Origin of the sequence: Agrobacterium sp. CGMCC 11546 (genome assembly GCF_013365515.1) — a bacterium.
GTDB lineage: Bacteria > Pseudomonadota > Alphaproteobacteria > Rhizobiales > Rhizobiaceae > Agrobacterium > Agrobacterium fabrum.
Map to the genome: position 1 here is coordinate 807,782 of NZ_CP047388.1, position 14,675 is coordinate 822,456.

Consider the following 14,675-nt stretch of genomic DNA (forward strand, 5'->3'; position numbering starts at 1 on the left):
GGACGCCCTCCCAAGCGCCTGCCTAATCGACATCAGGCGGCGCAGTTTTAAACACATCAGAACGCCGCATCATTCATTCTGCGCCCGGCAATGCCGTTTCGTCCTGCGGGTTCCCGCATGCTTTCTGCGGAAAACCGCAGGAAGATTGCCGTGATCCGCCTATACAAGCCAAATCTTCTTGGTCATTCTCGCTTGTACTGGGGAACGGAGCTCCAGTGCAACGGGATTTCGTCTGCCGCCGAGGAGATTTGCGGCAGGTGAGGGTTCCGGACCCCGAAAGGGCAAGCCACCAGGGAGGAAATCAATGGCTTTCAGAAAGATGCTTCTGGCATCGGCCGCTGTCGCATGCGCAGCTCTGCCGATCACCGCTCACGCCGATACGTCGGCCAAAAAAATCGCGCTCTCAAACAATTACGCAGGCAATTCCTGGCGTCAGGCGATGCTGACCAGCTGGGACAAGATCACCAAGCAGGCCGTGGCCGACAAACAGGTGGCCGCCGCCGACGCCTTCACGACCGCCGAAAACCAGGCGACCGAACAGGCAGCCCAGATCCAGAACCTCATCCTGCAGGGTTATGACGCCATCGTCATCAACGCCGCTTCGCCGACCGCGCTTAACGGCGCGGTGAAGGAAGCCTGTGATGCCGGCATCACCGTCGTGTCTTTCGATGGTATTGTCACCGAGCCTTGCGCCTGGCGCATCGCCGTCGATTTCAAGGCGATGGGCGAAAGCCAGATCGATTATCTTGCCAAGGCCATGCCGAAAGGCGGCAACCTGCTCGAAATCCGCGGTCTCGCCGGCGTTTCCGTGGATGACGAAATCCATGCCGGCATCGCCGCCGGTGTCGCCAAGAACCCGCAGTTCAAGATTGTCGGTTCGGTCAATGGCGACTGGGCGCAGGATGTTGCCCAGCGCGCCGTTGCCGGCATTCTGCCGAGCCTTCCCGAAGTCGCGGCTGTCGTGACACAGGGCGGTGACGGTTACGGTGCGGCACAAGCCTTCGCCGCCGCCAAGCGCCCGACCCCCACCATCGTCATGGGCAATCGCGAAGACGAGCTGCAATGGTGGAAACAGCAGAAGGACGCGAGCGGCTACGAGACCATGTCGGTCTCCATCGCCCCCGGTGTCTCGACGCTCGCTTTCTGGGTGGCGCAGCAGATCCTCGACGGCAAGGACGTGAAAAAGGACCTGACCGTTCCTTTCCTGCGCATCGACCAGGGCAATCTTGAGGATAACTTCAAGAACACCCAGAAGGGCGGCGTCGCGAATGTGGAATATTCGCAGGAAGACGCCCAGAAGGCCATCGCCTCGGCCAAATAAGGCCGGGCACCGTCCCGATGTGACCGATTGCGGCGCTCCTAAAAACGGGCGCCGCAACAGCCACCGATATTATCCTTTTTCAGATCACTGGCGTAATTGCTCATGAATGACATCATCGAGGCGGAAGAAGTCGTCGCCGCGCGCGGCGTGAAGGTCGTGTTCGGCGCGGTCAAGGCGCTGGATGGGGCCGATCTCGTTATCCGTGCCGGGGAATGCCTCGGGCTCGTCGGCCATAATGGCGCGGGCAAATCCACCATCGTCAACGTCGTCAATGGCGGGCTGACGCCGCATGAAGGCTCCATTTCCTACGGCAGTGACCGGAACCGCCAAGGCATCGCGGCCGCGCGTGCCAGCGGCGTGCGCTGCGTGTTTCAGGAACTGTCGCTCTGCCCGAACCTGACGATCAGCGAAAATGTCCGCATCATGCATGCCGCTATCAGCGGGCGGAACTGGCGCGGGCGGGCACTCGTCATGATCCGCCAGACGCTCGATGAGATTTTTCCCGGCCATGGCATCGATTGTGAATTGACGATTGCCGAACTTTCCATCGCCGAACGGCAGATGGTGGAAATCGCCATCAATTTCTGCAGCACGCCTGACGCCCCGAGGCTGGTGATCCTCGATGAGCCCACCTCGTCGCTCGATGCTGGCCTTGCCGAACAATTGATGGATTATGTCCGCCGTTTTGTCCGCACGGGCGGTTCGGTGCTGCTGATCTCGCATATTCTTGGCGAAATTCTTTCGACCGCCACCCGCATCGTGGTCATGAAGGATGGCCGCGTGGTGGCCAACCGGCCAGCGGGCGAATTCACCACGCGCACGCTGGTGGAGGCCATGGGCAGCGTCGTCAAGCAACAGGACAGGCAGAAAAGCGAAAACCGCAAGGCGGGCGAAAAGGTGCTGTCCATGCCGGCGCGCCGGGGCGAAGGCCTTGCCTTCGAGGCCTTTCGCGGTGAGATCATCGGCCTTGCCGGTCTTGGCGGCCATGGCCAGACCGAAGCGCTTCTCGAGCTTTACCTTGCCCGCAACAGCAGCTGGCTGCCGGCGCGCAAGACCGATATCGCCTTTGTCGCGGGTGACCGCAGCCTGAACGGCACCTTCCCGCTGTGGAGCATCCTCAAGAACCTCTCCATCACCTCGCTCAGGGATATTTCATCCGCAGGCATGGTGGACAGGACGAAGGAAACCGAACGCGGCGATCAGTGGAAAAAGCGCATCGAAATCCGCACGCCTGATATGGGCAATAAGATCCTGTCCCTTTCCGGCGGCAACCAGCAGAAGGTGCTTTTCGCCCGCGCGCTCGCCACCACCGCCAGCACCGTTTTGATGGATGACCCGATGCGCGGCGTTGATATCGGCACCAAACAGGAGGTCTATGACATCTTGAGAACCGAAGCCTCCCATGGCCGCACCTTCATCTGGTATTCCACCGAAATGGATGAAATCCGTCTCTGCGACCGCGTTTATGTCTTCCGCGATGGCGCCATTCAGGCGGAACTCGTCGGCGATGACATTACCGAGCAGAATGTGCTGGCTGCCTCCTTTGCCGGAGAGGACCACGCATGAAACTCTCGGCAAACGCCCTCCGCCTGATCATTCCCGCCGCCTCGCTCGCTTTCCTGCTCGCCGCCGTTTTCTATATGCAGCCGCGTGCCATGAGCTATACCGGCATGAACCTGCTGTTCAATCTGGCGGTGCCGATCGCACTCGCCACCATTGCGCAGATGCTGATCATGTCGGTCAACGATCTCGACCTGTCGATGGGCACCTTCGTCAGCTTCTGCGCCTGCGTCACCGCCACCTTTCTGCAGACCTCGCCGCTGACAGGCATTGCGATTTTCGCCGGGGCGATTGCGGTTTACGCGGTACTGGGCGCAGTGATCCACATCCGCAACCTGCCTTCCATCGTCGTCACCCTTGGCATGAGTTTCGTCTGGGGCGGCCTTGCCGTGCTGATCCTGCCCTCGCCCGGCGGTCAGGCACCCGCCTTCATCCGCACGCTGATGACGGCGAAACCGCCCTTCGTGCCGATCGCCATCGTCGCCAGCATCCTGATTGCTGTCGTCGCCCATTACATCGTCATGCGCTCCTCCTTCGGTGTGCTGATGCGCGGGGTTGGCGGCAATTTCCGCTCGGTCGAGCGCTCCGGCTGGTCGGTCGTCGGCATTCGCGCCGCAACCTTTGCGCTCGCCGGTTTCTTCGCGGTGCTTTCGGGCATCGCCCTTGTCGGGCTGACCACTGCGGCCGATGCCAATATCGCCCTGCGTTACACGCTGCTGTCGATTGCCGGCGTCATCCTCGGCGGTGGTGAATTCGTTGGCGGCAGGGTGTCGCCCATCGGTGCCGTCATCGGCGCACTGACGCTGACGCTCGCCGGCTCGTTCCTCTCCTTCATGCGCATTTCGCCGGACTGGCAGATCGGCGCTCAGGGGGCGATCCTCATCATCGTGCTGGCGCTGCGCATCCTGCTCAACCGTCTCGAAAAGCGGGAGAAAAATCAATGAACGGGCTTTCGTCTTTCACCAGAAAACCATGGATCTGGTCCTTTGCCGCAACGGCTGCGGTGTGGATCATCACCGTGCTCTTCACCGGCGGCGCAAGCTCCTTCGGGCTGTCGCATGCGGCGCTCACCTTTGCGGCCTTCTCAGTCATCGTCGGCATCGGCCAGATGTTCGTGATCACGCTCGGGCCGGGTAATATCGATCTCTGCGTTCCCGCAACGATGACTTTGTCGGGCACGCTCGCCCTGAAATTTATGGATGTGTCCGACAGCCTCATCCTGCCCGGACTGCTGATCGCCATCCTGATCGGCATTGCCATCGGCATCGGCAACTATGCGCTGATCAAGCTCCTGCGCATTCCCCCGATCATAGCGACGCTGTCGATGAGCTTCATCGTACAATCCATCGCCATCTGGTCGAACCGCGGCCTGCGCATCAAGCCGCCGGAAACATTGGCGACATTCGCGATATCAAGCTCATTCGGCATTCCGAATGTGGCGCTTGTTGCGCTGCTGCTGTCGGTCATCGCCTGGCTGCTGCTCGACCGCACATTTTACGGACGCTGGATTGCCGCCATCGGCCAGAGTACCTTCGCTGCCCGCATGACCGGCATTCCTGTGGATGGCACCCGTTTCGTCACCTATGTGCTCTGCGCCGTGCTGGCGGCGATTGCCGGTTATCTCCTCGCCAGCTTCTCGGGAGGTGCGGCGCTCAACATGGGATCGGAATATCTGCTGATGTCCATCGCCGTCGTGGTTATCGGCGGCACCGCGGTGTCAGGCGGGGATTCCAACGTTCCTGGTATCTGGGGCGCCTCGCTTTTCATGTTCCTGGTGGTATCGATGCTGAACACCTATGGTTTCGGCGCCGGCATCCGCCTCATCCTCACCGGCCTCATCATCATTTCAGTCATTCTTCTGGCAAGCGGCCGCAAGGCCACGCGCTGAACCCAAACGACAAGCTCTCAAGCGGATCACGCTCATGACCACAGACAAGACCTCCCCTTACGAAATCCACGATGACCGCTTCCGCCATCTGATCGTCGGCAATGCGGAACTGGAAGAGCTTTATTCCGGCTGCCGCTGGGCCGAAGGCCCGGTGTGGTTTGCCGATCTCAACTGCCTGCTGTTCAGCGATATTCCCAATGAACGCATGTTGCGCTGGGTGCCGGATGGCGGGATTTCGGTATTCCGTCAGCCCTCCAACTTCACCAACGGTAATACCCGCGACCGGCAGGGGCGACTTGTCTCCTGCGAACATGGCGGCCGCCGTGTGACCCGCACCGAGGTTGACGGCTCTATCACCGTTCTTGCCGACAGCTACGGCGGTAAAAGATTGAACTCACCCAATGATGTCGTGGTCAAATCCGACGGCAGCATCTGGTTCACCGACCCGACCTACGGCATTCTTTCCGACTATGAGGGCTACAAGGCCGAGCCGGAGCAGAAGACGCGCAATGTCTACAGGCTCGACCCCGCAACCGGAAAGATCGACATCGCCATCGACGACTTCGTGCAGCCGAACGGCCTTGCATTCTCGCCCGACGAGACGAAGCTTTATGTCGCCGACAGCTCCTATAGCCACGATATATCCCGCCCGCGCCACATCCGCGTCTTCGACGTGGTGGACGGTGTGAGGCTCGCCAACGGCCGGGAATTCTGCAATCTCGACAATGGCCTGCCGGATGGCTTCCGCCTGGATATCGCCGGTAATCTCTGGACTAGCGCCGGCGATGGCGTTCATTGCTTTGCGCCTGACGGTACGCTGATCGGCAAGATCAAGGTGCCGCAGACGGCGGCGAACCTCACCTTCGGTGGCCCGAAGAAGAACCGCCTGTTCATCACGGCAACGAAATCGCTCTATTCGGTTTATGTCGCCGCAACAGGCGCGCAGACGCCCTGAGACGCCGAAACCGAAGAATTCAGGCCGGGAGGGAACTGGCAAGACGGCTCAAGCGCGTTATAAATGCGCCATGAGTGACGATTCCAGCCTCTTCCTGACTGACGATATGGAGTTCGACGGCGAAGCGCAGGCCGTTGAGCCCACCAGCCGTATGCTTTCCTGGGCCCGCAATTCCGCTCTCTACCGGCTGCAACAGCGTATGATGACGGAAAAGCAGCTGCGCGACGCCATCATGCGCAAGGCCCGGGAGAAATTCGAGGATATCGGCCCGGCGCAGGTGAAGGCGCTTGGCGAATTTGCCGTGACTTTCGCTTATGGCATCAAGGCGCTCGACGATACGGCCTATGCGGAGATTACCGTGCGAAGCGGCCAGCGCAGCGGCAAGTCAAAACGTGGGCTGGCGCAGAAACTCCAGATCAAGGGCATCGCCCGGGAAACGGCAACGGCCGCGTTGCAGGAGACCAACGATATGGTTGCCGCCGTCATCTTCGCGCGCAAACGCGCTTTCGGGCCTTATCGCCGTGTCGAACCGGACGAAAAACGCAAGGCCAAGGAATTTTCCGCTTTCGCCCGCAACGGCTTCAGTTTCGAAATCGGCGCGAAGGTGATGGCGATGACGACGGAAGAGGCGGAGGACATCCTCTCCGACGCTCCTCTCTGACATTTATTGCGGCAGGGGATGTGTTTTTAGGTAGGCGATCAGATCAACAATATCGGTTTCGCTCCACAGCCCGAAAAAACGCATCGCGTTTCCGGGAATCGCCTTTTTCGGGCTGGCAATGAATTTCTGCAGCTCGTCTTCCGTCCAGACCCGTCCAGCCGCACCGGCATCCTTGAGCGCCTGCGAATAATGGCCGTAATCGGCCACTGCCGCCATCGGCCTGCCGACCACACCCATCAGATGTGGCCCCATGCGTGTGCGCGGCGCATCGACGCTATGGCAGGTGGAACAGCGGCTGAAAACCTTCTCGCCATGCGCGGCGTCGCCCTCGGCGAAGGCGCTTGCCGCAAGCAGGAGAAAAAACGCGGTCGCAGCCGCAGTTTGTTTGGATACGGAAATCATGGCCCGGATAATACAACGCCCTCTCCGTCTGACAACGAAGAGGGCGTGTTTTGACATACGACAGAATGCCCGGTGAAAAACACCGGGCAATTCGCCGATCAATTCATGGCGGTCAGCGTCACGGACGTGCCGGTCGCTGCAAGGTTGAGGCCAACCTGACCGGTCACGCTGACCGTCTGCAGCTGGATGGAGCCTGACGTGCCGCCAACGAGAACGTTGGTGCCGACACCGAGACCGACGGTGACTTCAGCCGTTGCGCCCTGATAGAGGCCGCCCAGCGAACCGCGGTGGTAACCGGCGGTCGGGGCGAAAACGGCCCAGACCAGACGGCCCTGCGTGGTGAAACCGAGGTCAACGCCCATCTTGCGGATGGCGCCGGTGTAATGGTCGGTGCGACGTGCGCCCATGGTGGACTGGAAGGTGCAATCCAGTTCCTTGGCCGAGCCGATCACGTAACCGACGCCACCGCCGATATCGCAGGTGAGGTAACCGATCTTGACGCCGTTGCGATCGTCCTGCTCCTGCGGAGCCGGCTCATATCTTGCAAGGTCGGCGGCGAGTGCGGAAACGGTTCCGCCAAGGCCCATCGTCAATGCGGCAAAAGTTACGGCAACAGCCTTTTTCATCTGATTTTCTCCTGTTTTATTCCTACCCGCAGCAGCCCTTCTTGCCCTCTCCGGATATTGAATTCCGCACTGTTAACGTTTGTTCCGAAAAATCGATCCAAAACAACTTAATTGGAGGCGATGAAAGCGAAACGGTTAACAATGTCTAATGGCGGTAGGCTGGCATTAAGACATTGTTAGGGCGGCAAATGCGCGCGGAATCACCATCAACAACAAGCGTTTGCGGCCGTTGTTTTGCTGCAACATCTCAAAGCGGCAAGGCGACGGGAAGGCCGGTGGCGGCATGGGTCATAACATCCATGCGCACGCCATAGATGCGCTCCAGCGTCTCCGGGTTCATGATCTCCCGCGGCGTTCCGCGGGCAATTAGTTGGCCGGAATGCAGCGCGACGATCTCGTCGCAAAAGCGAGCCGCCATATTGACATCGTGCAGCACCACGATGACGCCGAGACCCTTTTCGCGCGAAAGTCTCTGCACCAGTGACAGCACCTCGAGCTGATGCGCCATGTCGAGCGCGGAGATGGGTTCGTCGAGAAGCAGGCTTTCGGCATTCTGGGCCACCAGCATGGCAAGCCACACGCGCTGGCGCTCGCCGCCGGACAGCGTGTCCACCAGCCGGTCGCGGAAGGCGACGGTATCGGTGAGTTCGATCGCCTCGTCCACCTTCTCCTGATCCGCCTTGCTGAATTGCCCGAGCGCGCCATGCCAGGGATAACGGCCGAGTGCCACCAATTCGCTCGCCAGCATGCCGGAGGCGGCCGGCGTATATTGCGGCAGATAGGCGAGCTTGCGCGCGAATTCGCGGTTGCCCCAGAAATTTAACGGCTTACCCTCGAACGAAACCCGGCCCGCCGTCGGCTCCTGCATGCGCGCTAGGATTTTGAGCAGCGTCGATTTTCCCGAACCATTATGGCCGATCAGGCCGATGGTCTTGCCGGTCGCAAAACGTGCCGTCAGCGGCTGCAGCAACGTCCGGCCCGGCACTTCCATGGTGACGCCATCAAGAGAAAAAAGCGACGTATCGTCGTAAGTGACCACAGGCGCTGCCTGACCCATGATTTTCATCTCCGTAAATCGACTGAAAAAATCATCATCGCCTGCCTGACAGCCAGATCAGGTAAGGCGCGCCGGCCAGAGCCGCAAAAAGCCCGAGCGGCAGCTCATAGGGAAAGGTGACCGTTCGCGCACCGAGATCGGAAAGCGCCATCAGCACCGCACCGAACAGGAAAGAGGCGAGCAGGTGGTCACGCGGCGTAGTGAAACCGGCCCGCAGCGCAATATGCGGCGCCATCAAGCCGACGAAACTCAAGGGGCCAACGAGCAGCGAAGCGGCGCCGGTGGCAATGCCCGCCACCGCAATGACGGCGATACGTGCGGCGCTGAGCGGCAGACCGAGGGAAAGCGGCACGTCCCGCCCGAGCGGCAGGATCGTCAACCAGCGGGTCACCGAGAGGGCAGCGACCAGTAGCACGACGGAAAGGATGGAGAGAAAGATCGCCGAAGCCGGTGTCGCCGTCGAACCCGAGCCGCTGAGCCAGGCGAGAATCTGCCATGCCCGCTGATCGCCGATGGCAAGCAGCGCCGAGAGCACCGCCGAGCAAAGCGAACTGACGGCAATACCCGCCAACAGGATTTTTTCCGGAGCCAGATGCCGGCGCACGGCGAAGAACAGCACCAGGATCATGACGGCCGCCGAGCCGATGCCGGCGCCGCAAAACAGTTCGAACAGACCCGCCGCCGGAAAAATCGTGATGGCGGCGGCAAAACCAAGGCCGGCACCACCGCTGACGCCGATCACTTCCGGGCTTGCCATCGGGTTGCCGGTCAGCCGCTGCAAAAGCGCACCCGCCATGGCGAGAAGACCGCCGGCGGCTATGGCGGCCACCAGCCGCGGCCAACGGAACGGCAGAAGAGTTTGCAGGTCACTGGCCTTGAGCATTGTCCAGCCATCAGGCCCCTTGCCGATGACGAGTGCGGCAAATACCAGCACCGCCATGATGACGAGCACCGGCAGCAGGGCCGAAGGGCCGCGTCTTGGGGCGAGATCGACGCCTTCGCCACGATGAACGTCGGTCGGCCGGATTTTCGGCAGCAGCCACAAAAGCAGCGGCCCGCCGATCAGTGCCGTCACGGCACCCGTCGGGAAAACTTCCGCCGTCGTACTCGCCAGAAGCTGCACGAGGCCATCGCAGAACCAGAGGAGCAGACCGCCCAGCAAGGGCGAAACCAGCAATACGGAGGATGACCGCCGCACACCGAGCGCCCGGGTAAGTGCCGGTGCGGCAAGACCGATGAAGCTGACAAGGCCGACCGCGGATGCAACAAAAGCAGCCAGCATGACCGCGACGGCGGCGACCGCCAGCCTGATCGAAAACAGCGACACGCCAAGCGAACGTGCGCCGGAATCGCCAAGGCCGAGAACCGTGAGCGGTCTTATCAGTAGGCCGGTCAGGGCAAGCCCCGCGAGAAGCTGGAAAGCGAGCATAACGGCATTCGACCAGTCCTGCTGGCTGAGCGAACCGCCATTCCAGACGACGAGGGACATCAGATATTCGCCCTGCGCCAGCGTCAGCGCCGCGGAAACGGAGGCTGCGGTGATGCCGACCAGCAGCCCTGACACCACCATGGTCACCGGCTCGAAGGAGCGTCGCCAGCCGAGAAGGAAGACGACGCCGGCCGCAGCAGCTGCGCCAGCGAGCGCCACCAATGCGCGGTTGCCATCCAGCACCGAAGGAAAAAACAGGGTGGCGATGACGATGGCGAGCTGCGCGCCCGCCGAGATGCCGAGCGTCGACGGGTCGGCAATCGGATTGCGCAGCAATTGCTGGAAAAGCGCACCTGACAGGCCGAGCATCGCCCCCGCAAGAATGGCGACCGCCACACGCGGCAGCAGGCTGAAGGCGAAGATGATCTGGTCCATCGACATGGATGCGGCATCGAATGGCAGGCCCGGCCATGCGCCGAGGGGCAACCGTTGCAGGCCGGCATGCAGGGAAAGGCCGCAGGCAAAAAGGAACAGAAGCCCGAAGAAAAACTGGAGAGGCCGTGCCGTCACAGGGCTTCTCCCTGTGCCGTCAAGGCCTCGGTCAGAAGCCGCGCAAACCGCATGCCGGCGGTGATACCGCCATAAGGGCCGACATTGCCGAGCGTCACCACCCGGCCTTGCCGCACCGCCGGAAGCGCGCGCCAGATGGCGCTGTTGCGTAGGCCTTCCCGGGCTTCCACCGGAATATCGGAAACGATGACGATACGTGCCTCGGGCGAGGCGGCGAGATTTTCGAGCGGCACCGGCGCCGCGAAGGTGAATTGCGACCGGTCCACCCAGGCATTGGCAAGCCCCAGCCTGCTAAGGATATCGCCGAACATACTGTCCGCACCAAAGGCACGAAAATGCCGGGCATCGCCGATATTGATGACATACGTCGGGCGTGCGGAAAAACCGGCAAGGCGGGTCCGCATGGCTTGCATGGCAGCGTCCGTTTCGATGAGAACCTTACGCGCCTCGTCAGTGCGCCCGAGCTTTTCACCAAGTGCGGTGACCGCCGCCAGCGCCTTCTCGAACGGTGGCTCGCCCTTCACGTAAAAGGGCAGCGAAAACACCGGAGCGATCGCTTCCAGCCTGCCGGTGTAGCGCGTGTAAAAAGGCGAAATCAGGATGAGATCGGGCCGGGTGAGTTGCAGAAGCTCGAAATTCGGCGCGCCGCGCAGACCGAGATCGGCGACACTTTCCGGGATATCAGGCTCCACTGCACCGGCGCGGAACTGGATGAGTTCGGTCGCCGCCACCGGCATGACGCCGAGTGCCACTGATGTTTCGAGCATCGCCCAGTCAATGGCGGCTATGCGCGGGGTCTGTTTTGCCCGTGCCGTACCGGCAAAGGCCGAAGCAGCAAGCATGCCCAAAAACTCCCGCCGCCCCCAGAGGGGGGACATCCATCGATCCTTGCGCGTCATGCCCCTGCTGCTTCACTCTGATATGGCTTTACCAACGATAGGTCAGCTTGCCCATAACCGTTCTTCCGTCACCGTAATAGCATCCGAAAGTGGAGCAACTAGAAATATATTCTTTATCAGTCAAGTTTTGCACCTGAAGAGAGGCGCGGTAGCCGTTTTTCTCGTAATGCACACCGAGATCGAGCAAAGCGAGGCCCTTCATTTCGAAGGTATTGGCGGCGTCGCCGTAACGCTTTCCGACATAACGGACACCACCTCCGATGCCGAAACCCTCGAGCGCGGTATCTTCGGCAAAGGTGTAATCCAGCCAGAGGCTTGCGGCGTGCCGGGGCGTGCTATCAAGCTCCTTGCCATCATTCACACGGCCGGAAACCTCGCTGTCCATATAAGTGTAGGCCGCGCGCAGGTCGAGCCCGTCGGTGAGGCTTGCTACCCCTTCCAGTTCGAGGCCTTTCACGCGCGCCTCGTCCATCTGCTGTGTTACGCCGCCCACCGTCGTGGTGACATTCTTCTGCTTCAGATCGTAGATCGCGGCGGAGAAGAAACCATCGAAACCCTCAGGCTGGTATTTGATGCCCGCCTCCCACTGTTCCCCGGTGGTGGGCTTCGGTGCATCGCCGACAGCCGGCTGCGGCACCGGCTCGAAGGAGGTGGCGTAGCTGACATAGGGCGCGAAGCCGCCATCGAAGAGATAGCTGACGCCGACACGGCCCGTCAGCTTGTGGTCATCCTTGTCGAGCGTGCGGTAGGTCGTGCCGTTGAAGGTGGTGCCGCTGGTGCTTGCCCAATCCTGCCGCAGGCCGGCGGTGATGCGCCAGTTCTCGATCGCCATCTCGTCCTGTGCATAAAAACCGATCTGGGAAATATCCGTCTTCACATCGGCATAAAGTGTGCGCGAGGTCAGGCTGATCGGCCCGCCATAGACAGGGTTGACGGGGTTGAGCGGCGTCGCCGCCCAGAACTCTGTTTTAACGTTATTGTCGAAATAACGGTAATCCAGCCCGACAAGCAGGGTGTGGTCGATTGGCCCCGTGGAAAAATCCGCCTGCAGGCTGTTGTCGATGTTGAAGGTGTTCAGTAACTCGTCCTGGAACGTCGCGTTGCGACGGATGAGATTGCCGATCATGCCGCCGCTGGTCGAAGACATGCCGAGCGCCCGGTAGGACCAGTCGAAATTGGAATAACGTGCATTCTGCCGGAAGGTGAAGGTCTCGTCGAAACGGTGCTCGAATTCATAACCGATATTGGTGAATTTGCGGTTTGACGTGTCGAAGGAGGGATCGCCGACATAAAAGCTGCGATCCAGCATGTTGCCCGGCCGCGAATAAGTCAACGCCGGCGGCAGGCCGGAGGGCGAACTGGGATTATCGTGCTGATAGGAGGCAAGAACCGTCAGCTTCGTGTCCTCATCCGGCTGCCATGTCAGCGCTGGGGCGATGAAATAGCGGTCGTTCTGCAGATTGTCTGTCTGGGTGTGAGCCTTGCGGGCAAGGCCGGTCAGACGATAGGCGAAACTGTCGGTGCCCGCCACCGGTCCGCCGATATCGAACATCGACTGGTAATAATCGAAGCTGCCAATCTGTGCGCCCACTTCGCCGAAACGCTCGAAGGTCGGTCGCTTGCTGACGAGATTGATGAGACCGCCGGGATTGCCCTGACCATAAAGCACCGAAGCCGGCCCGCGAATGACTTCCACCCGTTCCAGACCGTAGACCTCGTAAGGAGGCGCACCGGCCGTGCGCATCAGCCGCAGGCCGTTGAGAAATTGCAGCTGGTTCCCCTGAAAGCCGCGGATGCGGGGCGCATCGAAACGCGGATCTGCGCCCGAAGGCTGCGCGACGACGCCGGGCACATAGTTCAGCGCCTCGCTAAGATTACGGACAGTCTGCGCATCCATCTGGTCTTTGGTGATGACGGAGACCGATTGCGGCGTCTCGACCAGCGAGCGACCTGTTTTGGTGGCGCTGGCGCTGGTTTTCGCGACATAACCTTTTACCGGTGCCTTGGGATCCTGGTTTTTGGCGCCCTCGACGGTGATAGTTTGCAATAACGTCGTTCCGGCTTCCTGAGCAAGCGCAGCAGCGGGGGCGAGGAAAGCCACATAGGCAATGGCGGCACAACCACCAGCCAGAATGGAAATGTGTTTGGATTTTCCCTGCACGCCAATACCCTTCGTCACCCGCACCGCCTTGAAGCGGTTTTTTCTGGAGAATTTAAGTCATCTTATTACGCAAGGTGCAAATCGTGATCCAATAAGTGACACCTGTTTTTTTCATAACTATTGATTATGAAAAATCACGTCGATAATAGCTTGGAATTATTCAAATCTAGTGCGGAAGGCCGCGAAGATGGGCAGGAAACCGGCAGGTCGTGCGGATACATTCGAGCTACGGCACCTGCGCTATTTCACCACGCTGGTGGACGAGCGCAATTTCGAGCGTGCCGCAGCTCGCCTTGGCATTGCCCAACCCGGCTTGAGCCAGCAGATCATGGCGCTCGAAGATATCGTCGGTATGCCTCTGCTCGACCGGACGCGCCGGTCGGTGAAGCTAACGACATCGGGCCAGCTGCTCTATGAAGACGCCCGTAAAATCCTTGCCAATGCCGAGGCGGCACTTGCCTCACTCAGACGTGTTGGCCGTGGCGAGACTGGGCGTATCTCCATCGGTTATGTCGCCTCTGCGGCCTATTCCGGCCTGCTGATCCAGTCCATCGCCAGTTTCCGCGCCTCCCATCCGGATGTGGAGCTGCAGCTCATCGAGATGGAAATGCGGCTGCAACTCGCAAAGATCGCCGATGGCAATCTGGATTTCGCCTTCATCCGCCCGCCCGCGCCGATCCCGGAAGGCGTTGCGACCCATGTGGTTCTGCGCGAACCCTTGATGGCCGCCCTGCCGGAGAACCATCCTTTGGCATATGCGCTGCAACTCGATCTCAAGAACCTCGCCGCGGAAACCTTCATCACGCCGCGACAACCGCCGGATGTCGGCTTTCACTACAATACGATAGAGGCCTGCAACGAGGCCGGTTTTCAGCCGGTGATCAGCCCCGAAGGCCGGGACTACACCACCATTACCAGCATGGTGGCGATCGGCCTCGGCGTCGCGCTGGTGCCACGCTCTCTCGACTGTCTGCGATTGCCCGGCGTGCGCTACGTGCCGCTTGCTGCAAGCGCCACCACCTCGGACCTCGCAATAGCGCACCGGAAAACGGAAGCCTCGCCCGCCGTGAGGGCCTTCATTCTCCACGCCCGCAGCTAAAGCGGTCCTTGTCAGGAATATCCAAGCCCGCCCGCCTATCCTGTGGA

13 protein-coding genes are annotated in these 14,675 nt (G+C 60.7%); 7 read left to right on the forward strand and 6 right to left on the reverse strand.

The features are described 5' to 3' along the window. Positions 1-304: 304 nt before the first annotated feature. From GSF67_RS18500 to recX, 6 genes are all read left to right on the forward strand, one after another. Entirely contained in the window at positions 305-1,321 is a 1,017-nt protein-coding gene (locus tag GSF67_RS18500; protein ID WP_176072064.1) for an ABC transporter substrate-binding protein, read from the forward strand. 102 nt (positions 1,322-1,423) lie between these two features. Further along, entirely contained in the window at positions 1,424-2,887 is a 1,464-nt protein-coding gene (locus GSF67_RS18505; protein WP_006313734.1) for an ATP-binding cassette domain-containing protein, read from the forward strand. After that, the gene (locus tag GSF67_RS18510; protein ID WP_006313733.1) at positions 2,884-3,825 is read left to right on the forward strand and encodes an ABC transporter permease; all 942 of its coding nucleotides are present in this window, start codon (positions 2,884-2,886) and stop codon (positions 3,823-3,825) included. The genes GSF67_RS18505 and GSF67_RS18510 overlap by 4 nt, the downstream gene beginning before the upstream one ends. Continuing rightward, on the forward strand, positions 3,822-4,769 hold the full coding sequence (locus tag GSF67_RS18515; RefSeq protein WP_006313732.1) for an ABC transporter permease: 948 nt from the start codon (positions 3,822-3,824) through the stop codon (positions 4,767-4,769). Before GSF67_RS18510 ends, GSF67_RS18515 begins: the two co-directional genes overlap by 4 nt. Positions 4,770-4,803: 34 nt before the next feature. Next, positions 4,804-5,724, forward strand: a complete 921-nt coding sequence (locus GSF67_RS18520) for an SMP-30/gluconolactonase/LRE family protein (RefSeq protein ID WP_006313731.1) — start codon at positions 4,804-4,806, stop codon at positions 5,722-5,724. Positions 5,725-5,794: 70 nt separating this feature from the next. After that, positions 5,795-6,385, forward strand: coding sequence for a recombination regulator RecX (gene recX, locus GSF67_RS18525; RefSeq protein ID WP_006313730.1), 591 nt, complete (start codon positions 5,795-5,797; stop codon positions 6,383-6,385). 3 nt (positions 6,386-6,388) lie between these two features. On the opposite strand, the gene GSF67_RS18530 is transcribed toward recX, so the two are convergent. From GSF67_RS18530 to GSF67_RS18555, 6 genes are all read right to left on the reverse strand, one after another. Then, complete coding sequence (locus GSF67_RS18530) at positions 6,389-6,787, reverse strand: cytochrome c family protein (protein WP_006313729.1); 399 nt, start codon at positions 6,785-6,787, stop codon at positions 6,389-6,391. A 98-nt stretch (positions 6,788-6,885) separates the two neighbouring features. After that, positions 6,886-7,413 carry a DUF992 domain-containing protein gene (locus GSF67_RS18535; RefSeq protein ID WP_003498285.1) on the reverse strand — a complete coding sequence of 176 codons (528 nt, stop codon included), beginning with the start codon at positions 7,411-7,413 and terminating at the stop codon, positions 6,886-6,888. A 247-nt stretch (positions 7,414-7,660) separates the two neighbouring features. Beyond that, on the reverse strand, positions 7,661-8,470 hold the full coding sequence (locus tag GSF67_RS18540; RefSeq protein ID WP_006313728.1) for an ATP-binding cassette domain-containing protein: 810 nt from the start codon (positions 8,468-8,470) through the stop codon (positions 7,661-7,663). Between the two features lie 34 nt (positions 8,471-8,504). Then, complete coding sequence (fhuB, locus tag GSF67_RS18545; RefSeq protein ID WP_006313727.1) at positions 8,505-10,469, reverse strand: Fe(3+)-hydroxamate ABC transporter permease FhuB; 1,965 nt, start codon at positions 10,467-10,469, stop codon at positions 8,505-8,507. Beyond that, a complete protein-coding gene (locus GSF67_RS18550; RefSeq protein ID WP_035215754.1) occupies positions 10,466-11,368 on the reverse strand; it encodes an iron-siderophore ABC transporter substrate-binding protein in 903 nt (300 codons plus the stop codon). Before GSF67_RS18550 ends, fhuB begins: the two co-directional genes overlap by 4 nt. Positions 11,369-11,396: 28 nt before the next feature. After that, the gene (locus GSF67_RS18555) at positions 11,397-13,529 is read right to left on the reverse strand and encodes a TonB-dependent siderophore receptor (protein ID WP_010973505.1); all 2,133 of its coding nucleotides are present in this window, start codon (positions 13,527-13,529) and stop codon (positions 11,397-11,399) included. Between the two features lie 187 nt (positions 13,530-13,716). Between GSF67_RS18555 and GSF67_RS18560 the strand changes: the two genes are divergently transcribed. Next, complete coding sequence (locus GSF67_RS18560) at positions 13,717-14,628, forward strand: LysR family transcriptional regulator (protein WP_006313724.1); 912 nt, start codon at positions 13,717-13,719, stop codon at positions 14,626-14,628. Positions 14,629-14,675 lie beyond the last annotated feature (47 nt).

Bases quoted from the DNA above. Each gene is read 5' to 3' on its own strand.
- GSF67_RS18530 (WP_006313729.1), bottom strand. From the start codon at position 6,787: ATGATTTCCGTATCCAAACAAACTGCGGCTGCGACCGCGTTTTTTCTC.
- GSF67_RS18560 (WP_006313724.1), top strand. From the start codon at position 13,717: ATGGGCAGGAAACCGGCAGGTCGTGCGGATACATTCGAGCTACGGCAC.
- recX (WP_006313730.1), top strand. From the start codon at position 5,795: ATGAGTGACGATTCCAGCCTCTTCCTGACTGACGATATGGAGTTCGAC.
- GSF67_RS18540 (WP_006313728.1), bottom strand. From the start codon at position 8,470: ATGGGTCAGGCAGCGCCTGTGGTCACTTACGACGATACGTCGCTTTTT.
- GSF67_RS18515 (WP_006313732.1), top strand. From the start codon at position 3,822: ATGAACGGGCTTTCGTCTTTCACCAGAAAACCATGGATCTGGTCCTTT.
- GSF67_RS18550 (WP_035215754.1), bottom strand. From the start codon at position 11,368: ATGACGCGCAAGGATCGATGGATGTCCCCCCTCTGGGGGCGGCGGGAG.
- GSF67_RS18520 (WP_006313731.1), top strand. From the start codon at position 4,804: ATGACCACAGACAAGACCTCCCCTTACGAAATCCACGATGACCGCTTC.
- GSF67_RS18505 (WP_006313734.1), top strand. From the start codon at position 1,424: ATGAATGACATCATCGAGGCGGAAGAAGTCGTCGCCGCGCGCGGCGTG.
- GSF67_RS18500 (WP_176072064.1), top strand. From the start codon at position 305: ATGGCTTTCAGAAAGATGCTTCTGGCATCGGCCGCTGTCGCATGCGCA.
- GSF67_RS18535 (WP_003498285.1), bottom strand. From the start codon at position 7,413: ATGAAAAAGGCTGTTGCCGTAACTTTTGCCGCATTGACGATGGGCCTT.
- GSF67_RS18510 (WP_006313733.1), top strand. From the start codon at position 2,884: ATGAAACTCTCGGCAAACGCCCTCCGCCTGATCATTCCCGCCGCCTCG.